Source organism: Microcoleus sp. PH2017_28_MFU_U_A (genome assembly GCF_020738035.1).
In the GTDB taxonomy this organism is placed as follows: Bacteria; Cyanobacteriota; Cyanobacteriia; order Cyanobacteriales; family Microcoleaceae; genus Microcoleus.
Genome location: NZ_JAEQCX010000106.1, coordinates 1 through 22,142, shown reverse-complemented (window position 1 = coordinate 22,142; position 22,142 = coordinate 1). Strand labels below are relative to the sequence as shown.

Sequence of the window (22,142 nt, the reverse complement as noted above, 5' to 3'; positions counted from 1 at the left end):
GAGGACTTTAGTCCGCATCCATAGAAGGACTAAAGTCCTCACTACAAACAATCAGCAAGAGCCTCCCATAAAAATTGGTAAATAGTAGCTTATGCTAATAGCGCAGTATTTGTGGGAATTAATTTTATTTCTGATTATTATAGTCGGGCCGATTCCCCTAAGCTTGTCTCTGGCCTTCGAGAATCACAAGGAAAACAGTAACTATTCATTTCCTCATTTTCTCCTCGTACTTTTGACGGGATGGAGTCTTGCACAAATTTGTATAGGTTTGATTTTAGGAAGTGCCGATCGCCTAAATCTTGCTGCGGTCATTATAGCAGAAATGCTGATTTGTGCGATCGGCTTAATTCTGATTTATGCCAAAAACCAGAAATCTTTTAGCTTCTCGCAGTGGCAGATTCCCCAACTCAAGCAACCTCTGATCCCATCCGAACTCCTAATCATTGGTGCCACCGCATTTGCAGGATTTGTGTTGTGGGAAACCCTAGCAACTAAACCCACAACAAATTATGACTCATTGTGGTTTCACCTACCTGTAATTGCCAGATGGTATCAAACCCACTCATTTACATTCTTAGATGCCGCCGGAAATTGGATTTTTGAACACGAGCAAGCCCGAGTATATCCCTACAATTGGCACGTCTTGTCTGCTTTGTGCGTACTCCCCTTCAAAGAAGATTTTCTCACAGCTTTTCCCATGCTAATTGCCTGGGTACTTGAAGGAATTGCAGTCTATCTATTGAGTATAAAATTTGGAGCAACGAGATTTTATGGCATGGCAGCAGCATCTTTAGTATTGACAGTACCGATGATGCTCAACCAAGTTAACACCATTCACCCAGACTTACCGCTAGCTGCGATATTTACAGTTGCTTTATATTTAGGTTTATCCTATCACAGCAGCCGATCGCAATCCGAGCTATCCCTATTTTTGGCATCCGTAGGAATGATAGCCGGAATTAAAATCACTGCCCTAGTCTATGCAGCCTCACTTTTAGGAGGATTAGCAATATTAGAAATTAAAAGATTCATCGTTAATAAAAATTCTACACGAACTAATTTTAGAATTCGCCACATCAAACCAGTCTTGGTGTGCGGCATACTTTGCTGCTTGTTTTTAGGAGGTTTTTGGTATGCGAGAAACTTGCTGCATATCAATTATCCTGTTGGTGATTCCCGCGAGATTAACATTCCCTTACAGCCTGTTGCCCCACCGTCTCCAGTAGCATCCCCAAAACCTCCAGTAGCATCCCCAAAACCTCCGGTAGCGTCTCCAAAACCTCCGGTACCTGGGCCAAAACCTCCGGTAGCGTCACCAAAACCTCCCGTACAGCAGCCAACACCTACCATACCTGCGCCTTCAGCTTCGCCACTTTTGAAGATTTGGCAAAGCACTTTAGCCGCTCAATTTAATCCCAGTAATATTTCCCACTGGCAAATGTTCGGCTTGCAAGTCTTCATTAGATTGCAACTGCCATTTCTGGCGATCGCACTTCAGGTATTAGCAGCACCTCTGGCTGCGATCCAAGGTAAAACCAGAATAATCAATCAAAACAATATCATTTTAACCGTAGTTCTCGCCAGCACCGGAATTCTGTACGTCATTACACCTTACACCTCCGGGACTGCCGGAGAGGCGATCGGTCAACTCAGTCCTTTACTCGGTTTTAATCTCAGATACGGCTTTCCCTTTTTAAGCTTACTGGCGATCGCAGCAGCAGCAACCGCGACTGAGCTCAAAACTCGCAAGCAAGTAATTGTAGCAGTTGTTTTAATTAGCAGTATTTCCGGCATTATTAGCAACACAATTTTTGACCTAATTAAAAATGCTTCTTTTACCGGAAAGAGTATTGTTTGGGGAAGTTGGTTAATTGACAGGTTTAAATCTCATTTTGCCGAAGCCATCAATCTGGTGATAAAAATATTAGCGCCCCGTTGGCCAGATTTAGGAATATACCCATTGATTTATGTTGGATTACTGCTACTAGCTGGGATTCTATTTAAGCGCAATCCTAGTTTAATTGGCTTGAAAAATCTACTCGCTAGCTTGAAAAAATCAAGTTACATAATGATAATTTGTGTCTGCATAGCATTGATGGTAAGTGCTACTTGGGTGGCGAGGGAAAAGCGAGATGTTGCTCGCGCCGAACTGTATCGCGGAATTTACGAGTATATTGATAAAAATACAGTACCAAATGAAAGAATCGGCTTCTTTTTAAGTTCCCGCAGCTACCTGTTTTACGGAAGAAATTTGGACAGACAAGTTTTATATGTGCCGTTTAGAGCCGATCGACTTCCGGCATGGATGGACAACCTCCACAAAAATAACATTAAGATGGTAGGATTCGGGCCCCTGACTGAGATGGACGAATACACCAAACTAGCTTTATCTTGGCTGACAAGTCCCGAGGGCCCGCTGCAACCAGTTTTCGGCAAAGATTTTAATACTGAGTCGGTACTGTATCGCTTAAAATATTAAAATATATGAGTTAGAATGAACACAACTAAAACTCTATTTTCAATTATAGTTCCGACTTACAATCGCCCCGAGAAATTAGCGCAGTGTCTTCAGTCTTTTGTGGAACTAGAATATCCGCGCGATAAGTTTCAGGTGATTGTCGTCAACGACAGCACCGAAATATCTGTAGAAAATACAATATCCCCTTTTCAAAATGGGTTAAATCTCACACTTTTGACACAACCCAACTCAGGCCCCGCAACGGCGCGAAATACTGGGGCTTTTGCAGCCGAGGGTAAATTTTTAGTGTTTACAGACGATGACTGTACTGTGGCGGCAGATTGGCTGCAAAATCTAGAAAAGCGATTTGTGGAAACACCAGACTGTTTGATCGGAGGTCGAACTGTCAACGCGCTGCCGGATAATATCTATTCTACTGCCAGCCAGCAACTGATCGATTACCTTTACAGTTATTACAATGCTATTGGCGATCGCGCGCAATTTTTCACTTCTAACAATTTTGCCCTTCCCGCTGAGGCTTTCCAGAAAATTGGCGGGTTTGACACGACTTTTTCGCTAGCGGCTGGAGAAGATAGGGAATTTTGCTTTCGCTGGCTCAATTTGGGAGGCCGCGCGGTCTATGCTCCCGAAGTTACAGTCTATCATTCCCACGCACTAACTCTGCGGAAATTTTGGCGGCAGCAATTCAATTACGGTAGAGGTGCTTTTTTGTTTGGGGAAATTATCTCGAAAAGTGGGGCTAAGGGGAAACGGCAACATCCGTCATTTTATCTGAATTTGCTAACTTATCCATTTTCCCAGGGATCGGGTATTCAAAAGCTATTAATTGCTGCTTTGTTTTTGGTTTCTCAGGCGGGAATTGCGGCGGGGTTGTTTTGGGAGAAAAATGTTTTTGTTGAGAAAGAGTTTGTCGATAGGGGGCGTCAGTTTTGAGCAGATGCAGACGGCGGTTGAAACCGCTTTTGACCTCTTACTCGTAGGCGAAGCCAGCGCGAAGCGCTTATGTGGCGAAGCGCCCGTCATCCGAGTAAGAGGTCAAACTACAAAAACGTAGGCGTTAGCCTTCCCGAAGGATAGTCTGCCTCCGCAGACTAAAGAGAATAACATAATGTTCGCCGCTCGTTCTTCAACCTGCGGAGGCAGGTTTTGTTTTTATAGACGCGGTTTCAACCGCCGGGTATTTTATGATTAAATACTCCGCGTACACCCCAAGATTACATAAATCCGTGTTCGGCTAAGAATTCAGGTGTAATTGTTCCCAAACTGTTCATGGCGGGGGTTTCTTCCCAGGGTTCGGGATGGGCTTCCCGGCCGCCGCTGCGGAGAAATTTGGCTACGTATTTGCCTAGTATGTCTGCTTCTAAATTAACTAAACTTCCCGGCTGCAAATAGCTGAGGTTTGTCTCGGAAAAACTGTGCGGAATTACGGCAACTTCAAACCAATTTCCGTCTGCATCGCAATCTGCTACGGTGAGGCTGATGCCGTTGACGGCGATGCTGCCCTTGGAAACGATGTATGGCGCAATTTGACGCTGCCATCCCGAATTGGCTGTTGGTGGGGCTGTAAACCTCATCTCCCAAGCGTTGGCGGTTTGGGTGGATGTCGCTAAAGTGCCGATCGCATCTACGTGTCCCGTCACAAAATGTCCGCCCAATTTGCTACCGGCGCGCAGCGAGGTTTCTAGGTTCACCCAAGCATCGGGGAATGCTCCCAAATTAGTGCGGCGCAAGGTTTCTGGGGAAGCGATGGCGACAAAACCTTGGGGCAGAACTTCCACCACTGTCAAACAAACTCCATCCACTGCTACGCTGTCGCCAATGGCTAAATCTTGTAAAATCTGATAGGAGTTGCTTGAGGTGCAGGAAATTTGGAAGTAATCGTTGCCTAGCGATTTCAGCTTTCCGAGAGATTGAATTAGTCCTGTAAACATAGTTATTTTTTGGTAGTCGATCGCTTATTTAAATCAAACCACAGTCACAAACCAGACGGAGGAGCTTTTGCCATCCCCTCTATCCCTATTGTCAATGGAAAATCTAAAATCTAAAATCGACAGTCCCAGATCGGTTGCAGATTCAGGCGAAGATCGAGTCATACTGGATTTAGGTGATCTTTATGTCCAAATTCTCCACCGCCTTGCAGTTTCTTAATTCTATGAGGCCGATCGAATGATTGAAATGAAAGTCGCTGGAATTGCCTTAGATGCAGCCACGCGCAGCCCTATTGTCCTATTGAGAGACGCTACTGAGCGTCGCGCTTTGCCTATTTATATCGGTCAGGAGCAAGCAAAGGCTATTATTAGTGCTCTGGAAGGCCACAAGCCTCCTCGACCTTTAACTCACGATTTGATGGTCAATTTCCTAGAGGCCTGGAGTCTTACCTTGGAGCGGATAGTGATTCACTCGCTGCAAGATAACACGTTCTATGCCGTGCTGATTGTCCGTCAGGGTGAAGTGAAAAAAGAGATCGATGCCCGTCCCAGCGACGCGATCGCCATAGCTCTGCGGACGAATAGCCCCATCTGGGTGATGGAAGAAGTCGTCGCCGATGCTTCTATACCGGTCGATCGAGATGCTGATGAGGCCGAACGCCGGGCCTTTCGCGAATTTATCTCAAACCTCCGCCCGGAGGATTTGATCAAGAGAAGCGGCTTGGGCCAAAGCGAAACTTCCTCCTAACAGATATGCGCTATCGACGGTTTGGCAAAACTAACTTGCACCTGTCCGTATTTTCCTTGGGAACCATGCGTTATTTGGCTTCTGAGGAAATTGCCTTTCAGACTGTACAACAAGCTGTATCTCAGGGAATCAATCACCTGGAAACGGCGGCGGGTTACGGTTGCAGCGAGGAATATCTAGGCGCGGCCCTCGCATCTGGTTTGTCTGTCGATCGATCGCGCTTCCACGTCACCACGAAAATCCCTCCTGGGGACGATGCTGCTGCCACGGAACGCTGCATCGACTCGTCTCTCAAACGTCTAAATCTAGACTATATCGATTGTCTGGCAATTCATGGTTTGAATGCTTGGGAACATTTGGCTTGGGTGCGATCGCCCACAGGCTGCATGGAAGCTGTACGCAAAGCCTTGGCTGATGGCCGAATTCGGCACGTCGGTTTCTCGACTCACGGGCCTCTGGATCTGATTTTGGCTGCTATAAATACAGATTTATTTGAATTTGTCAACCTGCATTATTACTATTTTTTTCAGCGCAACGCCCCGGCAGTTGAACTCGCCAAGCACAAAGATATGGGCGTTTTCATCATTTCTCCGGCAGACAAAGGAGGGCAACTCTACACGCCCCCAGAAACTCTCGCACAATTGTGCTCGCCTTTCTCGCCTTTGGAGTTGAACTATCGGTTTTTACTGAGCGATACTAGAATTGGAACTCTGAGTGTGGGGCCTGCAAATCCGACAGAATTAGAGCAACCTCTAAAATATGCCGATCGCGACTTTCCCCTCACCCAGGCCGAAATTGCTGCGTTTGTGAGGATTGAATCGGTGATTGCCGATCGTTTGAAAACTGACAAATGCAGCCAGTGCTACGCCTGTTTGCCTTGCCCGGAAAACATCAACATTCCCGAAGTATTGCGGCTGCGGAATCTCGCTGTCGGGTGCGACATGACTGAGTTTGGCAAATACCGTTATGCTATGTTTGAAAATGCCGGACATTGGTTTCCTGGAAGCAAAGGCAACCGCTGCACCGATTGCGGCGAATGTTTGCCCAGGTGTCCCGAAGAGTTGGACATCCCAACTTTGCTCAAAGACACTCACCAGCGACTGAATGGCAAAGCGGGCAGGCGGTTGTGGGATTGAAACACAAGGTGACAGTTGACAGTTGACAGTTGACAGTTGACAGTTGACAGCAAAGTCTACCTGGAAGGAAGAGGATTGGAGTAATGAATCGTCTTCTTTTAATTTCTCCGCGGGTTCCAGCTTTAAACCAATTCTTTCTGGTAAAAAAAACTAAATTACAAAATTTGGTTGAAGAGCCAGAAAATTTATTTCTATGACAATACCCCAGTTATTTTATGACTTTCTTCGACCCAGCGAGAGCCAACATTTTTCTGATGGGTGATTAACGGAACTCTCTCTAAAATCTCAACTTCCAAATCTCAACTTGATACTTCCAGATTAATATCCCGTGTCATCTACAAACGATTTAGCATCTACTACTATGGCTCAAACTCAGTTAAACGACAGCCAGCAAAACTGTTCGCAGCCTACTAATTTTGCGACTTCCGAAAGAAGATTGAAAGCAGTTTTCAGACCTGCCACCTACAACTTGTCTGTCACCAGAAAACAATTAATTGGATTGCTGGCTTTACAAACCATCTTGCCAGTCGGATTAACGGGAGCAGCACTTTGGCTAACATCAACTGTTGGAAGCAGCGAACTGCAAAATCAAGCTAAATCTGAACTGAGCCTTAGTGAAAGTAACTACAATCTTAAACTCGATCGCGCTGCATTCAGTTTGCAAAACTCCTCTGACAGCAAAACGATCGCCCAAATAGCCTCAGCTTATAACAGCGGCAAGAATATATCAAATTTGCGACAATCTGTCAAGGATATTTTGGAAACCCAAGTTAAAACAGGGGAAATAGACAGTGCTGTCTTAGTGGGAAAAAACGGGCAGATTGTAGTTAGCGTCAACCCCAACATCAAGGAAAAAAGTGTTAACCTGCAAAAAATAGTCGATCGAGTATTCGCTGCCAAAAAGCCAATAACCGCCAGCAAAATTATTGCCAAATCGGAACTTCAGAAACAATTGGTATCTTTGCCGCGCGCTGCGGGAGACGGTAGCGTTCTCATCCGCTACACAGCAACTCCTGTAAACGATCCCAAAACTAAGACGGTGATTGGTGTCTTAGTGTTAGAAAAAATTTTGAGCCAAACGACGGCAGTTGCTAGCAGCGAAACCATCAATTTACAAAGTGGCGGATATCGCGCTATCTACTCCGTCCCAACTGACGGCAAATTTGTGTTGGCAAGTTCGCAAATATTTACCAAAAATCAAAAGTTGCCAGATTTGCTGGCAGACAAATCGCTGCTGAAATCGGCACTCGCAGCCGCCGGCAAGCCTGTCGCTCAGGAAATGCGAACAGGCAGTAAAACTTATACAGTAGCTGCTCAATCCCTGGACAATTTAGCCGGAAAACCCGCAGCAATTTTAGTGCGGGGAATGCCACAAACTGATCTCGCATCCTGGTGGGGCAATAATTGGCTGCTAGCACTGTCTGTGGCTGCCGCCGCACCCCTGGCCTTAGCAGTAGGAGTCACCCGCCTCCTGGCCAAACCAGCTAACTCAGATTTATTAACAGCAGACGGGAATTTACGCTCTAACTCCACCGCCGAAGCGCACCCGCAATCGGGGAAGTGTGTTAGCGAAGCCAACGAAAAGGATCGCACTTCTGACAATTTATCGGAAAATTTATCTGACAATTTATCTGACAATTTAAATTTGGGCGAACTCCCCGGTTTATTCCTGAAACAACCTAATTTAGACAGTCAATTAGCGATGGATTTTGAGTATGGAAATTGTGCGGGCGATCGCGCGCAAATCACAAATCCCGAAATCTCGCTAACTGTCCCAACCCTAGAATTGGCCGCCAACTGGGGTTCAAACCACCCACAGCCGACAAATACAGAACCAGCAAAAAGCTCGATCGCCTTAAATCAAGTCCAGGAAGCTTGGCAAGACTTAAATCGCCTCAACTTGGAATTGCAGCGAGAAATACTCGAACGTCAAAAGGTTCAAACAGCCCTGCGGAAGAGCGAAGAACTGCTGCAAGCGATTTTAGACAACTCCACAGCAATGATTCACATCAAAGATGCTGACGGAAAATACCTGCTTACAAACAGCCATTTTGACAATTTGTTCCATATGGCAAAAGAACAAATAACTGGTAAAACCGACGGCGATATTTTTCCTCAAGACAAAGCATCAGTCTTGCGAGAAAACGACCTAAAAGTGATTGAAACCTGTTCGCCCCTAAGCATTGAAGAAGTCATCCCTCAAGACGACGGGCCGCACACTTATCTGTCTCTCAAATTTCCCCTCTGCAACTCCGAAGGTACAGCTTATGCAGTCGGTACAATTTCTACAGATGTGAGCGATCGCAAAAAAGCCGAACTCACCCTAGAAAAAGCCAAAGTAGAACTAGAAATAGAAGTCGAACAGCGCACGGCATTCCTCAAACAAGCCAACCAACTCTTGCAGTTTGAACTCGCCGCCCGAGTCCGCGGCGCCATTACCGTCAGACAAATGACGGCTCAAGTAGCCCGACACGCCAGAACAGTTGACGGCATTCTCGGCGCTTCCCTCGACCTAATTTTTCTAGTGGATCAGTCGGGAAGGTACACTTACGTCAGTCGCACCGCCGCCCAAGCTGCCGGCATGAACCCCAGAGAAATGATTCGCAAAACCTGGCAGGAATTAGGCTGGCCTCCAAACATTATGGAGCGGGTTCACCAACAGTGCGATCGCATATTTGTCACAGCCGAACCCGCCAAAGGCGAAGTAATCGTCCCCACCGCAGCCTGGGGAACCCGCGACTACGAGTACATTCTCAGCCCGGTGTGTGCGACAGACGGTAGCGTGGAAGCGGTGGTAGCCACGCTGCGGGATATCACAGAGCGCAAAGACGCCGAGGAAGCGTGGCAGTTGGCAAAAGAAGCCGCCGAACTCGCCAACCGCGCCAAGAGTGCTTTTCTGGCAAACATGAGCCACGAGTTGCGGACTCCCCTAAACGCAATTATCGGCTACAGCGATCTGCTGGTGGAAGATGCCGAGGAGGTGGGCAACTTAGAGGTAGTTTCGGATTTAGACAAAATTCGGACTGCTGGGAAACACTTGCTGCAACTGATTGACGACATTCTCGACATTTCCAAAATTGAAGCTGACAAGATGGAGATTTATCTCGAAAGCTTCGATGTTGGCGGCCTGATCGAGGAGGTGGCGACAACCATCAAACCGTTAATTGAGAAAAACGGCAATACCTTGCAAGTATTGAGTGCCGAGAATATCGGCGCCATGCACGGCGATTTGATGAAAGTGCGGCAGATAATCCTGAATTTGCTGAGCAATGCTGCTAAGTTTTCTGAGAATGGGGCGATCGTACTTACTGTCGAAAGAATTACCAGTGAAGAATTAAAAAATAAATATCAACCGCGAGTTGTTCAAATGTTAATTTTGGATGCTGAATATTTAGTTTTCCGAGTGACAGATACGGGGATCGGCATGACACAAGAACAGCAAGAGCGACTGTTCCAACCTTTCACCCAAGCGGACAATTCAACTACTCGCAAGTACGGCGGTACAGGTTTGGGATTGACTATCAGCCAGCGTTTTTGTCAGATGATGGGCGGTGATATTGAAGTTACCAGCGAGTTAGATTGTGGTTCTACTTTTACGGCTTTTCTGCCTGCTTCGTTGTTTAGGCGATCGGAATTTCAATAATTTTGTCGCAATAAATTATGATGAATCACCACAAATTCAGCCACCAAAATCAAGTTTTCCGGCGCAGACCTAGCATTTTGACAAAAAGTTTATGTTTGTTCCTAATTGCGAGTTCTACGTGCATCACAGCCTTGCTGTGGGGACAATATGCGGCGTTTTCCCAGCAACCAGTCTGCCCGAGTGGAGACGCTGCCAATTTCCCGTCGCCGCCGCTTTCGCAAGCCGAAAAGAGCACGCCGAGTCTGTGGTTGGCTCAAAAACAGTTTGGCGGCAAATTGCTCGATCGCTGGTTTGTCGATCGCAGCAACACATGGGTTATCATCATCGTCAACCGCCAACTGTGGAGTTTGCTCGATTATATGGAACGCTATCAGTTTGTCAACCGCTTCGGCGCTGCTTCTAGCGAGTACGGTTACAACCTGCGAGTTTGCAACCGTCAGGGGACTGCTTTGGCGGTTTATGCGTGCAAGGGCGATCGGCTTAACTGTCGGATTGATTTAGAATCTCTCTCAAATCCCGGTCTTCGAGGCAAAATCAAAGGATTTTAGTAGGGTGCGTCAGCTAGAGAGATTTTTGGGATAATCGATAAATCAAGAGGTGACGCACCGTGCATTTGAGCTGATAAATGCGGTTTATAATTCGTAGAGATTTTAGTAGTAGGGTGCGTCAGCTAGAGAGATTTTTGGGATAATCGATAAATCAAGAGCTGACGCACCCACATTTTAGCTAACAAAATAACAGGCAAAAAATGGCACTTCCTCAAAAGAAATCACGTAGTATCACCATAAACGAAGAAAAATATCGTTGGCTTATTTCACGTGACGATTACGGCGGCATTGGTTTGTTTATAGAGTTATACCAGAATCCTGCTCAGAAATTGACGACAGCTTTTTCTTATGATTATCAAGTTGTTACGCCTGTGCTGGTGCGTGAGGTAATTCTCCATGCCTTAGCACAAGGATACACGCCTCACAAAAAAGGTCAGAATTTTGGGCTACCTAAAAATTCACCCTTAGTAGTAGTTAAGAATTTAACAATTAACGCAGCTTATAAGTACAACTGGTGACTGACACACTCTATGGTTAAAGATGCGTCAGTTTTGATGATTTTCAAGGTACGTAGTTGCGCTTCAGCGCTCTTTAGATCTATGAAAAAGTAACTTTTTACTGCTTGTTTTTTAGATCTATGAAAGAGCGCTGAAGCGCAACTACGTACCTCAACACGTACTTAACTTTTTACTGCTTGTTTTTTAGATTTATGAAAGAGCGCTGAAGCGCAACTACGTACCTCAACACGTACTTAACTTTTTACTGCTTGTTTTTTAGATCTATGAAAGAGCGCTGAAACGCAACTACGTACCTTAAAACTTACTTAACTTTTCACTACTTGTCGAATTTCTTGCCAAAGCGATCGATATTCGGCAATCCCCGCATCTCCAAACGGCAGCAGAAAGTCGCTGGCGGCAAGAATTTTAGCATCCGGTAACAACACGGGATTGCTTCGCACATCGGCGGGCAAAGCCTCGGGTTTCATGCCGACAATTATCGGCGAACTAGCTTTAGCCAGCAAAGATAATTGAGGAGCAATCTGAGGCTGCAAGCAAAAATTAATCCATTTTTCCACTAACGAAACTGGCTTTTTTGATGCTGGTTGTACCCACAAATCCGTCCACAGTGCAGTTCCAGAAACTGGAATTACTACAGCAATATCCTTTTGAGTTTGTAACAGCGGCAGTACGTCACCAGATGAACCTACGGCTAACCAAGTATCACCTAAAATTAACGGTTGCAGGTATGTATCGGAACTGTAAAGCTTAGTTTGGGCGTGCAGATTTGCCAGTTCTTTTTTGAGGTTGGGAACTTTATCTAATTGCTGCGTGTTGTAAGATTTTCCGAGTTTTTTTAATGTTAAACCGATCACTTCTCTCGCACTATCCGGTAGCGAAATTCGATCGCGCAATTCGACTCGCCACAAGTCACTCCAATCAGTCGGAGTCCACCCCAAATCCTTAAATTTGTCGGTTCGATAGGCAATTACCGTACTTCCCCAGCGGTAAGGTGCAGCCCAAACTTGACCTTTAGCGTCTAATTGGCCGTCATCGTTACGCCGGACGAGTTTTTGCCATCTTTCGGGCAATTGCGACCAATTAGCAATTTTAGCAGGATCGATCGGCTGAATCAATTTTTGCCGAATTGCCAAAGTCAGCCAATAATCTCCCAACATCACCAAGTCAGCTTGATTTTTGGCTTCCGGTGTCCGTTTCCACTCCTGTAACAAAGCGAATAATTCTTTTAATTGCCCTTCCTGCGTTACCTGCAACTGCGGAGACGGTTGTAAATCGCGGCTAAATTTGCTTGCGAGTTGGGCCGGAATACCGTTTTTGAGCGATCGAATTTTGAGAGTGGGTTTCGAGTCGCAACCTGCCGCCAATTGACTTAAAGTTAGGGTGGCTGCGCCCAATAGCAAAGACCTTCGTTTCACCTGTGAATCCGCTTTTCTAAATATTGACCGATGTTTTGTGTTCTGCGACCCGGGAAATAATTGTTTGTCGAGTCCGGTAGTCCGCACCGATTTGTCTTATTTTTTTTTCCAACACATAGCCATTGTACTAGCTTCTGCTGCGATCGGAGTCGGTGCTCGTCTTGCCATCAACTTACCGCCTCGTTTCTGAGATCCAAATTTCTTTGGGCTAATTTCGCCGGTCTTTGCGGGCGATCGCCTGTATCTGTGTTACATTCCTTAATATCAGGAAACCGCGAAAGCGCCACACTCTGCCGTTGGATGACGCTTTTTCCACAAACGAAGTGAAAAAGTCCTTTTAAATCCGCGACAGTTTAATAACTACAAAACCCGGTTGCTGTCTCCATAACAATCTCAACTCCCAAATCGAAAAATGGCAAATTGACTGCCGAGTCAATCTCACACTCCTGGAGGGACTCCCACTCTCAGAAGCCGAGTTTTTTTGTTTTTTTTAACTCTGATTGAAGGTTTGAACAAAGTATAGGAGTTAACAAACCTCGTTTCAGAATCCAAGAAAATCTAAAATCTAAAATCTAAAATCTAAAATCCTCAAGCTGAGTATCTCAACCTAGCGTCAGGATTGGGAAGACAACAATTACGTCAAAAATTAAATAATTTAGTGATAAATCCCACTTATGTAAAGATTTCCCTAATATGTAAAGATATAAGTTACTATTCCGAGGATGACTGTATGGAAGCGCTACGCCAGCAAGTTACAGCATTGACCCAACAAGTCGATGCTTTGTACAAACTCGTAGAAAACCTCAATGAAAAGTTATTGGAGTCCGCCAAGGAGACGAAGCTGGCCCAGCAGCATATGGACGATCGCTCCCTGACAGCAGGAAATCACAAAACCTCTCCCTATCAAAGCTACAGCAATCTCGACGGCATCCTTGGTCACAAGGACATACTGTTAGATGACAACTACTTCGACAAGAATTCTCAAAGTCTGGAAAAAGAGCTGACTTCCGAGATTCAAATCCAGCGCCTAACAGCTCAGCTAACAGCGGCTTACAATCGAATTGCTGCCTTAGAAGAACAGTTGGTCGCCAAAAGAATGCACTCACACGTAGGCGGGTCTAATTAAATATTGCTGCTGGCGATCGGCATCAATCGAGAGAGAAAATACAAGTTGCCTTGATTTATGCTCGTCTACTTATAGAGTCATTGAATAGAGTGTTTTGTCTCGCCAAATGCACAGTAGGAATACTGCATCAAAGCGAGATATTGTGTAGAATATTCTGTAAATCTGAAAGCAAAAATGCTACAGAAAACGATATAATTATTCAGCCCAAACAAAGCTAGTTGAGCAGCACAACGAGTTTGGCAGCTCGATCGCACATCTGAATTTTTCATATTTAATGCCTGATATTCCGACAGGCACGGAAAAGGAAAAACCCGGTTTTACTGTTGAATTTCACACCGCGAGGCTAGGGCTTCCACAGCTTGCAGAAGTTGGGTTGGAGTCCAATTCACAGCTAGGCCGCTGGCGATCGCACACGCACCCGCACCCACACCTTCCTTCACGTACCCGCGATCGTAAGCTTGCAGTTGCGGGTAGCGAGAACTGGCAAAACTTAGCTGTGCAGCCAACAGAGGGACACCGCCGATATCCGAGGCGAGTCCTACAGTGTCCCCTGTGGGGTCTTCCGCCACCCAGCGCGTAGTCCCCACCGCGACTTGTTCGGGACACCATAACAGCTCGTATTCCGTGGCTAAGGCTTGCATCAAAGCATACACTGCCAGCATTTGCGTGCCACCAGCCAAAAGTACCCCGCAAGTCCGACTCGCGGCGATCGCCATTCCCGCCACCGCTATTTGCATCGGATCGCCCACCGCCGCCACCAAATCCAGGGGGGTGCTATTTTTTCTGCCGATTTCCCACCCAGCATTATTGAGTCCCGCTGTCACCGCAGCCAATTTTTGAGCGTGATTGCAGGTAGGGTGAGAACTATTAACCTTACCCGCCGCTGCAATTCCCAAACCCATTAACACGCCCAAAGCAGTAGTCGTGCCACCAACTACGCACTCCCCTAAAATGACATAACTGCCATTAGTTTCGGCGGCCAATTTAGCGCCCCAAATTAATCCTTGTTCCAGCAAATGTTTGACTATTTCTAGTTCCAAAGCATTCCCAGAAGTTAGACACTTTGCCGCAGTACCGCCCAAATCAATTGTAGGTACGGGAGGCGGCAGGGGTAAACCTGCATTAAACAGGTAAAGGGGAATTTCCAAAGCTTCGACTACGGCGCGAGATATTAGCACCGGTGAGGCACCGGCTTCTAGGGGCGGCAAGGGATACTGCGGTGACGGTTGCGGGCCGTTATACAAAAATTCTGCATCGGCCAAACAAGTAAATTGTCGATCGCGCGGGGTTGCTCCTGCTGCCGAAATCCCCGGAATTAAGCCAGTTGCGGTGAATCCTAACACGCAGGCAAATATCGGTTTTTGTCCCCGATGGCGATCGAGCCACCGCTGGCCCTGTTCAATTTCTGTATAAACATGAATCATAATTAGTCAGTTGACAGTTGACAGTTGACAGTTGACAGTTGGCAGTAATAATCGGGGATTGGTAATGGGGAATTGGTAATGGGGAATTGGTAATGGGGAATTGGTAATGGGGAATTGGTAATTGCCGGAAAAACTAGAAAGAGGGAAAGCGGATAATTTGATTTTTTTCCTTCCCTCAACATCCATCTGTTAAATCTGTTACAAGATCCTTCTTCCCTCTTCCTTCTTCCCTCTTCCTTCTTCCCTCTTCCCTCTTCCTTCTTCCCTCTTCCTTCTTCCTTCTTCCCTCTTCCTTCTTCCCTCTTCCCTCTTCCTTCTTCCCTCTTCCCTCTTCCTTCTTCCTTCTTCCTGATGACTGATGACTAATGACTAATGACTTCCGATTACTCCTCATAATCGATTAAAACTTGCACCCAGCGCGGCGGCCGCGGAATCGGATTTCCCAAACGATCTAACAGCAGCAAAGCTACTAAATGCACTACAAATAAATATACAATATTGTTAATCAAAATCATCCCAGCGGCGATCGCCCCTATTGTACTCAAACTCGGCACGCTCAGCCAGCCCAGCTTCACAAATACCCATTCCACAATCTCTGTTACCTGGGCGGTTACATAAACCCAGAGATCTTGACCCACCAAAGCTGACAGCAGCCAAAACTTAAAAAAGAACCCGACAGCACCAATTACCGCCCCCACACTAATAGAGACAGACCAACTCGCTTTGCGCCGCCAAAGTCCTCCCAGTGCAACTCCCATAATTCCAAAAGGAATCACGTATAAAATGCTCCGCGTTGGGCCCATGAGTACCGACAGCAGCAAACCGGAAACCAAAGCTGACATCCAAGCCGCTCTGTTACCCCAGCGCAGGTAAACTAGGGCAATGGGCACCGGGAAAAAAACCCGCAGCAACGGGCCCAGGGGAAAGTAATAATTTATCAGCCAAATCAAGCTAGCGGTACTTGCCAAAAATGCCGTTTCTACGAGCCTCAAAGGCGCTTCTCCAGTGGGGGGCGTCCCCGGGTCGGAATTTTTGCGATCGCCAGCCATTGCTGAAAAAGTGGCGGTTTGTGGCTCATTATTGCTACTGGGTGAACTGCCTGAATTAGACGCGGCATCTGCTGACAAAAAATCACTCATCCGATTTTAGATTTTAGATTTTAGATTTTAGATTTTACAGGACTTACGTGCTACACGTCTGATTCCCGATTTGAGATTTGAGATTTGAGATTTTACAGAACTTGCCTGCTGCACGTCTGATTCCCAATTTTCCGATTTTCCGATTTTAAATTTTATCAGAAAGAATTGGTTGAAAGCCCCAAGCGCGATCGGGAGAAATTAAAATTAGACTATTCATTACCAGAAAGAATTGGTTGAAAGCCCCAAGTCTTCGAGGGAGAAATTAAAATTAGACTATTCATTACTCGAATACTTGGACTTAAAGGTAGAGGTAGCTCTCGAACTGTCAAGCGGTCAACTGTCAATTGTCAACTGTTGAATCCAATCTTCTTCTTTCTAGGTAGAGGTCGCTGTCAAGCGGTCAACTGTCAATTGTCAACTGAATAAAGTTTGATATTTTACGACACTGGCGGGCCATAAGATTAATTTCCGGTTTCACTATTTGGAGGCCTCGCCACCCAATTTAATATTGTTCGCACAAACCAGGTTTAGGTAGGAACGCCAGTCTTATTTTAGATTGATGTTCTCAGGAAAATTTTCAGCAGCATCATTTTTCAGCTTTGACTTCCTGAATTACAAATACCGAACAAGATGCGTGGTGAACGACATAATTGCTCACACTCCCGAGGAAAGCTTCTGTAAGCCCCGTGCGGCCGCGCCTCCCCACTACTATTAAATCTGCACCCCAAGTTTGGGCGTGTTCGCAGACACAATGCCCCGGATCGCCATCCATTTGGCAGTCAAATTCCACCTCCAATCCTTGTTTGGCTGCAACCTCGCTATAATTTTTCAGCAAACCCTCAGACTGTTTTACCTCCCTTTCCAGCCGCAAACGTTGAGCTTGATAAGCTTGATCCATTAACTCGGCATTCAAGCCCAAATCTACCGGAATTGGCACTGCCGTCTCGCCCAGCGAGTTGACAGTAACGCAGTGAAATAGCATCATCTTAGCTCGATCGATCGAGGCTAATTCTAAGGCTTGACTGAAGACGCGGCGGCCAAGTTCAGAATCATCGACGGCGGCGAAAATTTTCTTAAAACTCACAGCTTTACCTCCGGCGGGAAATCATCAATATCAGTTAGTTAACAGAGAGTGTTGTTGAATGAGATTCAAATTAACAATCTCTGATACTTCTAGAGTAACCCATAAATGGAGTTAATCGGAGTAAGTCACAATATTCCAATTATAGTTCACTTTTTTAACTCCTCTGTAGTCGCGTCTTTCAGTTTGCGGGAGCTAGTCCCAACCAAATAGAGCGTAGTAAGGTAGGAATTTTTAGGCAGTTTACCCTAGCCTAGTACAATCAAAGTGGTAGTCGCTAACACCGTTCTAGTTTGATTGCACACCGTCACGTATTACTACTTCAGGCTTTTAAGATTGAGCGTAGCTTCTAGTAGGTTGCGCTTGATTGCTTTTAATGCCACGTTTCGGGCAGCATTTAATCCAGAGTGAGCCTTGTACCCATCAGCAGTTGCCACCAATGCAGCTCCAGATTGATAGCCCTCAAATCGAAGTGAGTCAGACGGAAACTTAGCCCCTCTCCAAAGTGGTTCTCCCCACGGACTAAGGCGACTCGTATTCATCGGACTAACGCGAGTTGTCACAATTGCATAATCTTGATATGCGATTCGTTTGACTTGCTCAAAGACCTTTCCCTTTAGCCAGTAGGCACGCTTTTGATTTGATCTCCTAGAGAATTTGCCTTTTTTCGGGCGAAGATTGCCTAGGTGTTCAAAACTAATTACATCCACTTTCCAGTGTTTTGCAAACTCAACAAGTTCCCTTGAAACCGCTCTGGAAAAATTAATTTCTCTGGCCGTTATTGAGTCCCATCTTGATTTAGCAAAACCACGACTCACTATTTTGGCTTGTCTCATCTTGATTGCAATTTGTCCTAGATCCCGCTTCCTACGAGCTACGTGACGCGACTGGTTGATAAAGTGCCTAGCGATTTCAGTCGTTTCGCCTCTGTCGTTGGTTTCTAGAACAGTTGCAATGATAATAAACTTGTCTAAATCCATGTCAATCCCGCAGGTTCTAAATGCGGAGTTAGACATAATTCCCTTGATACCTCCTGTGGCAGGCACATATTTTTCTAAGGGGAAAACGAGCCATAAAGAACCATTTTGTACTTGAATTCTTGGAGAACCTTTTGTCCATTCTGTCGGAACATTAGGACATTGATATTGATGTTTGACCCATTTCCATGAATTCCCTACTCGCATTTTCAAAACAATGGAGAAACCATCATCCTCTTTCCACATCCCTGAATCGTAATGCGGGTTAAACCGGAATGCCCTAGGATGAACTGGAGGTTTGTGATCTCTCATTCACTTCGGACGATGCAACCATTTTTGATAGGTTGAATTCCAGCTTTCGTAAGCACCGATGGCTTGTCGGATTGCGGCTCTTTTTAGCGGGGAAGGAAAGCCGCTAATAAACTGATGACCAGCGGTTAGTAATTCGTAGAATCGCCAGCCTCCCTTAGATTGCACGGGAATGCTTACGCCTTGAGGATTTTCAGCAATTAACAGGAAATAAAAATGCACTACTTCGTTGTAAGCATCCTTGGTTTCCTGCATATCAAATTTTGAGCGAATTAGTTTCGCTTTAACTGATTTGGTTGTAATTGAATATCCTTTTTGGCGTTTTAGCATTCTATAATGAAACTCCAATACACTCTAATTCGTCAATAGACGACAGATACATCGCGCTTAGCGCTCCAATATATACATAACCACTCCAGTATACTCCAATATTTCGTTTTGTAGTGATTAGACTAACAGACGCTCCAAGGCGTGTAGGTCGGGAATGCACAAAACGTCACGTTCGCGTTGAATAGTTCCTTTTTTTTCCAGCTTGCTCAGCACTCGCGTTACCGTTTCCCGAGCCAGCCCGCTGAGGCTACTTAATTCTCTGTGCGGCAGGTTGGGAATTTCTGTACCTCCACTGGACATTTTTTTCCCTTGCCCCTCTGCCAAAAATAATAGAATATCTGCTACTCGCGAGGTACTGTCAGACTCTCGCAAACGCAGGCGGCGGTTGACTTGTCGCAGGCGGCGGGCCATCAGTTGAGCTAGCCGAATGCCTGCGAGGGGCTCGGTATGAATGAGTTGCACAAAATCTTGAGCTGGCATATTGCCGATCAGTGTCGGGGCTAGGGTGATGACATCTGTCGATCGCGGTGCTTCTTCGATCGCTGCCATTTCCCCGAACAGTTCTCCTTTCCCTAAAATATTCAGCGTTACTTCTTTTCCGTCTAGATTGTAGGTGCGAATTTTCACCCAACCATCCAATATAAAATACACTGATGTTCCCCAGTCATTTTCTAGTAAAATCACTTGATTCGACGGATGACTGCGGGTAACGATGTGGACAGTTGCTCTCTCGATTACAGGGTCAGGCAAACCTGCAAAAAAAGGAGTAGAAACTATCAATTGATTTATATTTGACTGCGGATCTCGGGCGTTAAAGCGGTCTTCCATGAGGCCATCATCTTAATTTATGCGCTTGAGCTGCGCTGGGCAGTTAGAAATAGCTTGCAGCCGAGTCATTCGAGCGATTTGAGATTCAAGCATTTGAGGAACAAGGAGCTAAAAATCGGCAATTTTTCCTCTAAAGTTTTGCGGTCAAAGGTCGAATATGGGAATTATTGACGCGATCCCAGGCATAAATGCGCGGGAATTCTCAAAGGTTGCATTCCGGTGCGATCGCATCCACACCTTCACGCTTTCTTCTTCCTGTCTCTTAGGCTCTTAACTAGACCGTTTCCGGTTCCCGTCAGACCGCCTCCACAGGCAATTTCTTTAATGTCTACGAAGCGTCCCTCCGCCGACAATCCTTGAAAACCGAATAACTTGAGCGGCTGCTACATCTCGATGTGTTGTATACCCACACTCAGGGCAATTATGCACTCGTTCATCAAGTGCTTTCTTGCCAGTGTGACTATCACAATTCGGACAAACCTGAGAAGTGTAATCCTTGTTTACCTTCTCAAAATGTACTCCCCGTTTCCAGCACACCCACGACATAATCGCGATGAATTGACCGAAACCAGCATCTAAGGTGTGTTTGCCAAACCTACCTTTTGCCCAGACTCGAAAATCGATATCTTCAACAAATATCATTCCCGCATCTAGGGCTAGGTCATGAGCTAATTTAAACTGCCAATCTTTTCTGGTATCGGTAACACGCTGATGCAGCCTAGCAATTTTTCTATTCAACTTATGACGGTTGTTAGAGCCTTTCTTCTTGTTCTTGAGCCGACGTTGCAGCAATTTAAGCTTGCGGTGTTCGACCTTGAGCAACTTAGGACGTTTAACTAATTTGCCTTCAGAAGTTGCTAAAAATTGGTCTAAACCTAGATCTATGCCAACGGGGAATCCCTGTGCAACTGGTTGAGGAACATTAACATCACATTCTAAGAAAAGTATGACGAAATATCCACTAGCCTTCCGGACAATTTGAGCTTGCTTGATTGCAAACTCATTAGGAATCTCTCTTGATTTAATGAATTCAACAATGCCTAACTGTGGGAGTTTAATAGTATTTCCTTGGAGGCAATTTTTGAGCATTTGGGGAAATACAAACGACCGCATTCGGTATTTATTCTTAAATCTTGGGAATCCCATTCCCTTACGTTTCATGTCTAGGAAGGCTGTTTCCAGCTTTCTTAACACCTGTTGAAGCATCTTTTTGTGTTAACCGTTTTAAGTTCGGGAAACAACTCTTTAGCTTTGGTTAGCTCCGCTGCCTGATTGTAATAATTTGGGTAGGGAGCATCAGCCGGAATAATGTACTCGCGAGCGATCGAGCAAGCATTAATCGGACATTTACGAGAGTTAATCCAGTCTTTACGCTCTCTCAATGCGTAGTTCCAAACCTTACGACAAATTACCAGAGTTCTTTCGATTTGAGAAATCTGCTTGTCTGTCGGCTTTAGTTTGTACTCGTAACTGAGATTTAGCATGATTCTTGACTAGCTCTACAAAATATTATATCATTTTGTAGATACTATGACAATAACGAAATCTCACTCTTGTCACTGGCATTGCCTTAGCCTCCGGTTAGCTTTCATGTCCGTCTTGAAAGGACGGGGTTCTCAGCATATTTTTTATAGCCTCAAGCTCTGATTGGGAGCTAGAAACTAAAGACTATACCATAATTGTTTAGATACATACCGCCGAGTAAATTTTATTAACAAAATTTTAGCAGCGCAGCAAGGGACTGAGCGATCGAGTTAGCGAAGACAATGACTTCGCGATGACAAGCTTAACACTGCTGAGAGATTTGTTGTCAGCAGGCCCGACAGTCGATCGGCTAGCGGAAGCACAAGTCCGCCCACGGGACAGACAGCGACCACATCCGATTGCAACTCTCTGGAACCAGTCAAATGTCAGCACTACCAAGAAAATCCACACCAATTTCCAGTCTAAAGGTTGGCGCTCTTGGCAACCGAAACCGACGCAGTTTCCAGCAATTTTTTATGCTACCCCGAGATTATTGTACCATTAATCTCTAGCCATGAACACAGATCGAAAGCTATCATAAAAGGTTGTTTAAATCGACTGCATGGGGACAAGCCCGAATCCGGGCATCCCAAAATCGCAGATTGTTTGAGGTTTTTCCCAAGTCTGTAGTCTGTAAAAGATGGAAACAAAAATTTACCAGAAAGAATTGGTTGAAAGCCCCAAGCCTGCTCGGGAGAAATTAAAATCAGACTATTCATTGCTCCAATCCTCGGACTTAAGGGTAGAGGTCGCTCTCAAACTGTCAACTGTCAACTGTCAACTGTCAACTGTTGAACGCATTACCTGAGGAGAGAGTGGCACCCAGCCACCGCCCCAAGCTCGGGGTTAGGAACTGTAACTTAATTTATGGACAAAGCTACCCATCCTTGACTATTTGGGTAGCTTTTTGAGCAAATTGTGGCGGCGCGAGACTATTTGCCCGTAGTTCAATTTGTTTTTGCCTCCGTGCCATTGGATGACAGATGTGG

At 45.6% G+C, this 22,142-nt stretch carries 22 protein-coding genes; 9 read left to right on the top strand and 13 right to left on the bottom strand.

What is annotated here, in order from left to right; all coding sequences use genetic code 11:
* Nucleotides 1–91: 91 nt before the first annotated feature.
* Both JGK14_RS25085 and JGK14_RS25080 read left to right on the top strand, forming a co-directional pair.
* Complete coding sequence (locus tag JGK14_RS25085; RefSeq protein ID WP_325315612.1) at nucleotides 92–2,479, top strand: hypothetical protein; 2,388 nt, start codon at nucleotides 92–94, stop codon at nucleotides 2,477–2,479.
* 15 nt (nucleotides 2,480–2,494) lie between these two features.
* A complete protein-coding gene (locus tag JGK14_RS25080; RefSeq protein ID WP_293184831.1) occupies nucleotides 2,495–3,412 on the top strand; it encodes a glycosyltransferase in 918 nt (305 codons plus the stop codon).
* Between the two features lie 281 nt (nucleotides 3,413–3,693).
* Here JGK14_RS25080 and ribE read toward each other — a convergent pair whose 3' ends face one another.
* On the bottom strand, nucleotides 3,694–4,410 hold the full coding sequence (ribE, locus tag JGK14_RS25075) for a riboflavin synthase (RefSeq protein ID WP_293184828.1): 717 nt from the start codon (nucleotides 4,408–4,410) through the stop codon (nucleotides 3,694–3,696).
* 235 nt (nucleotides 4,411–4,645) lie between these two features.
* Between ribE and JGK14_RS25070 the strand changes: the two genes are divergently transcribed.
* The 5 genes from JGK14_RS25070 (at nucleotide 4,646) to JGK14_RS25050 (ending at nucleotide 11,000) form a co-directional block, all read left to right on the top strand.
* Nucleotides 4,646–5,155, top strand: coding sequence for a bifunctional nuclease family protein (locus JGK14_RS25070; protein WP_293184826.1), 510 nt, complete (start codon nucleotides 4,646–4,648; stop codon nucleotides 5,153–5,155).
* Nucleotides 5,156–5,160: 5 nt separating this feature from the next.
* Nucleotides 5,161–6,291 (top strand): aldo/keto reductase, encoded by a 1,131-nt coding sequence (locus JGK14_RS25065; RefSeq protein WP_293184824.1) that lies wholly within the window; start codon nucleotides 5,161–5,163, stop codon nucleotides 6,289–6,291.
* Nucleotides 6,292–6,619: 328 nt separating this feature from the next.
* Nucleotides 6,620–9,934 carry a PAS domain-containing sensor histidine kinase gene (locus JGK14_RS25060; RefSeq protein ID WP_293225783.1) on the top strand — a complete coding sequence of 1,105 codons (3,315 nt, stop codon included), beginning with the start codon at nucleotides 6,620–6,622 and terminating at the stop codon, nucleotides 9,932–9,934.
* A gap of 17 nt (nucleotides 9,935–9,951) precedes the next feature.
* Complete coding sequence (locus JGK14_RS25055) at nucleotides 9,952–10,482, top strand: hypothetical protein (RefSeq protein WP_293313947.1); 531 nt, start codon at nucleotides 9,952–9,954, stop codon at nucleotides 10,480–10,482.
* A 200-nt stretch (nucleotides 10,483–10,682) separates the two neighbouring features.
* A complete protein-coding gene (locus tag JGK14_RS25050) occupies nucleotides 10,683–11,000 on the top strand; it encodes a hypothetical protein (RefSeq protein WP_293313945.1) in 318 nt (105 codons plus the stop codon).
* Nucleotides 11,001–11,305: 305 nt separating this feature from the next.
* Here the strand turns inward: JGK14_RS25050 and JGK14_RS25045 are convergent, their stop codons facing one another.
* Nucleotides 11,306–12,415 carry an extracellular solute-binding protein gene (locus JGK14_RS25045; protein ID WP_293326986.1) on the bottom strand — a complete coding sequence of 370 codons (1,110 nt, stop codon included), beginning with the start codon at nucleotides 12,413–12,415 and terminating at the stop codon, nucleotides 11,306–11,308.
* A gap of 730 nt (nucleotides 12,416–13,145) precedes the next feature.
* On the opposite strand from JGK14_RS25045, the gene JGK14_RS25040 reads away from it, so the two are divergent.
* Nucleotides 13,146–13,541, top strand: a complete 396-nt coding sequence (locus JGK14_RS25040; protein WP_293186862.1) for a hypothetical protein — start codon at nucleotides 13,146–13,148, stop codon at nucleotides 13,539–13,541.
* Between the two features lie 77 nt (nucleotides 13,542–13,618).
* On the opposite strand, the gene JGK14_RS25035 is transcribed toward JGK14_RS25040, so the two are convergent.
* The 10 genes from JGK14_RS25035 to JGK14_RS24990 all read right to left on the bottom strand — a co-directional run bounded on the left by JGK14_RS25035 (nucleotide 13,619) and on the right by JGK14_RS24990 (nucleotide 21,113).
* A complete protein-coding gene (locus JGK14_RS25035; RefSeq protein WP_325315611.1) occupies nucleotides 13,619–13,810 on the bottom strand; it encodes a hypothetical protein in 192 nt (63 codons plus the stop codon).
* A 48-nt stretch (nucleotides 13,811–13,858) separates the two neighbouring features.
* The gene (cobT, locus tag JGK14_RS25030; RefSeq protein ID WP_293186861.1) at nucleotides 13,859–14,965 is read right to left on the bottom strand and encodes a nicotinate mononucleotide-dependent phosphoribosyltransferase CobT; all 1,107 of its coding nucleotides are present in this window, start codon (nucleotides 14,963–14,965) and stop codon (nucleotides 13,859–13,861) included.
* Between the two features lie 175 nt (nucleotides 14,966–15,140).
* The gene (locus tag JGK14_RS25025) at nucleotides 15,141–15,359 is read right to left on the bottom strand and encodes a hypothetical protein (protein ID WP_293199078.1); all 219 of its coding nucleotides are present in this window, start codon (nucleotides 15,357–15,359) and stop codon (nucleotides 15,141–15,143) included.
* The gene (locus JGK14_RS25020; protein WP_293186858.1) at nucleotides 15,349–16,104 is read right to left on the bottom strand and encodes a DUF2232 domain-containing protein; all 756 of its coding nucleotides are present in this window, start codon (nucleotides 16,102–16,104) and stop codon (nucleotides 15,349–15,351) included. The genes JGK14_RS25025 and JGK14_RS25020 overlap by 11 nt, the downstream gene beginning before the upstream one ends.
* Nucleotides 16,105–16,690: 586 nt before the next feature.
* Nucleotides 16,691–17,188: a universal stress protein gene (locus JGK14_RS25015; protein WP_293152300.1), complete on the bottom strand. Its 498-nt coding sequence runs from the start codon at nucleotides 17,186–17,188 to the stop codon at nucleotides 16,691–16,693.
* A gap of 314 nt (nucleotides 17,189–17,502) precedes the next feature.
* Nucleotides 17,503–18,408, bottom strand: coding sequence for a hypothetical protein (locus JGK14_RS25010; protein ID WP_325315610.1), 906 nt, complete (start codon nucleotides 18,406–18,408; stop codon nucleotides 17,503–17,505).
* A gap of 66 nt (nucleotides 18,409–18,474) precedes the next feature.
* Nucleotides 18,475–18,726, bottom strand: coding sequence for a hypothetical protein (locus JGK14_RS25005; RefSeq protein ID WP_325315609.1), 252 nt, complete (start codon nucleotides 18,724–18,726; stop codon nucleotides 18,475–18,477).
* A gap of 192 nt (nucleotides 18,727–18,918) precedes the next feature.
* Complete coding sequence (locus JGK14_RS25000; protein WP_293152297.1) at nucleotides 18,919–19,629, bottom strand: Crp/Fnr family transcriptional regulator; 711 nt, start codon at nucleotides 19,627–19,629, stop codon at nucleotides 18,919–18,921.
* Between the two features lie 321 nt (nucleotides 19,630–19,950).
* A complete protein-coding gene (locus JGK14_RS24995) occupies nucleotides 19,951–20,835 on the bottom strand; it encodes an RNA-guided endonuclease InsQ/TnpB family protein (protein ID WP_325315608.1) in 885 nt (294 codons plus the stop codon).
* On the bottom strand, nucleotides 20,817–21,113 hold the full coding sequence (locus JGK14_RS24990; RefSeq protein ID WP_325315607.1) for a helix-turn-helix domain-containing protein: 297 nt from the start codon (nucleotides 21,111–21,113) through the stop codon (nucleotides 20,817–20,819). Before JGK14_RS24990 ends, JGK14_RS24995 begins: the two co-directional genes overlap by 19 nt.
* Nucleotides 21,114–21,406: 293 nt before the next feature.
* Here JGK14_RS24990 and JGK14_RS24985 point away from each other — a divergent pair, with 293 nt between their 5' ends.
* Nucleotides 21,407–21,658: a hypothetical protein gene (locus tag JGK14_RS24985; RefSeq protein WP_293208962.1), complete on the top strand. Its 252-nt coding sequence runs from the start codon at nucleotides 21,407–21,409 to the stop codon at nucleotides 21,656–21,658.
* Here JGK14_RS24985 and JGK14_RS24980 read toward each other — a convergent pair.
* Nucleotides 21,633–21,872, bottom strand: a complete 240-nt coding sequence (locus JGK14_RS24980; protein ID WP_293282290.1) for a hypothetical protein — start codon at nucleotides 21,870–21,872, stop codon at nucleotides 21,633–21,635. The two genes, JGK14_RS24985 and JGK14_RS24980, sit on opposite strands and share 26 nt — an antisense overlap.
* Nucleotides 21,873–22,142: the final 270 nt, after the last annotated feature.

Excerpts from the sequence above, each read along its gene's own strand:
- JGK14_RS24995 (WP_325315608.1), bottom strand. The coding sequence starts at position 20,835 with ATGCTTCAACAGGTGTTAAGAAAGCTGGAAACAGCCTTCCTAGACATG.
- ribE (WP_293184828.1), bottom strand. The coding sequence starts at position 4,410 with ATGTTTACAGGACTAATTCAATCTCTCGGAAAGCTGAAATCGCTAGGC.
- JGK14_RS24985 (WP_293208962.1), top strand. The coding sequence starts at position 21,407 with ATGACAAGCTTAACACTGCTGAGAGATTTGTTGTCAGCAGGCCCGACA.
- JGK14_RS25010 (WP_325315610.1), bottom strand. The coding sequence starts at position 18,408 with ATGTGGAAAGAGGATGATGGTTTCTCCATTGTTTTGAAAATGCGAGTA.
- JGK14_RS25080 (WP_293184831.1), top strand. The coding sequence starts at position 2,495 with ATGAACACAACTAAAACTCTATTTTCAATTATAGTTCCGACTTACAAT.
- cobT (WP_293186861.1), bottom strand. The coding sequence starts at position 14,965 with ATGATTCATGTTTATACAGAAATTGAACAGGGCCAGCGGTGGCTCGAT.
- JGK14_RS25065 (WP_293184824.1), top strand. The coding sequence starts at position 5,161 with ATGCGCTATCGACGGTTTGGCAAAACTAACTTGCACCTGTCCGTATTT.
- JGK14_RS24990 (WP_325315607.1), bottom strand. The coding sequence starts at position 21,113 with ATGCTAAATCTCAGTTACGAGTACAAACTAAAGCCGACAGACAAGCAG.
- JGK14_RS25055 (WP_293313947.1), top strand. The coding sequence starts at position 9,952 with ATGATGAATCACCACAAATTCAGCCACCAAAATCAAGTTTTCCGGCGC.
- JGK14_RS25005 (WP_325315609.1), bottom strand. The coding sequence starts at position 18,726 with ATGCAGGAAACCAAGGATGCTTACAACGAAGTAGTGCATTTTTATTTC.
- JGK14_RS25085 (WP_325315612.1), top strand. The coding sequence starts at position 92 with ATGCTAATAGCGCAGTATTTGTGGGAATTAATTTTATTTCTGATTATT.
- JGK14_RS25040 (WP_293186862.1), top strand. The coding sequence starts at position 13,146 with ATGGAAGCGCTACGCCAGCAAGTTACAGCATTGACCCAACAAGTCGAT.
- JGK14_RS25025 (WP_293199078.1), bottom strand. The coding sequence starts at position 15,359 with ATGAGGAGTAATCGGAAGTCATTAGTCATTAGTCATCAGTCATCAGGA.
- JGK14_RS25050 (WP_293313945.1), top strand. The coding sequence starts at position 10,683 with ATGGCACTTCCTCAAAAGAAATCACGTAGTATCACCATAAACGAAGAA.
- JGK14_RS25070 (WP_293184826.1), top strand. The coding sequence starts at position 4,646 with ATGATTGAAATGAAAGTCGCTGGAATTGCCTTAGATGCAGCCACGCGC.
- JGK14_RS24980 (WP_293282290.1), bottom strand. The coding sequence starts at position 21,872 with ATGAATAGTCTGATTTTAATTTCTCCCGAGCAGGCTTGGGGCTTTCAA.
- JGK14_RS25000 (WP_293152297.1), bottom strand. The coding sequence starts at position 19,629 with ATGGAAGACCGCTTTAACGCCCGAGATCCGCAGTCAAATATAAATCAA.
- JGK14_RS25035 (WP_325315611.1), bottom strand. The coding sequence starts at position 13,810 with ATGAAAAATTCAGATGTGCGATCGAGCTGCCAAACTCGTTGTGCTGCT.
- JGK14_RS25020 (WP_293186858.1), bottom strand. The coding sequence starts at position 16,104 with ATGAGTGATTTTTTGTCAGCAGATGCCGCGTCTAATTCAGGCAGTTCA.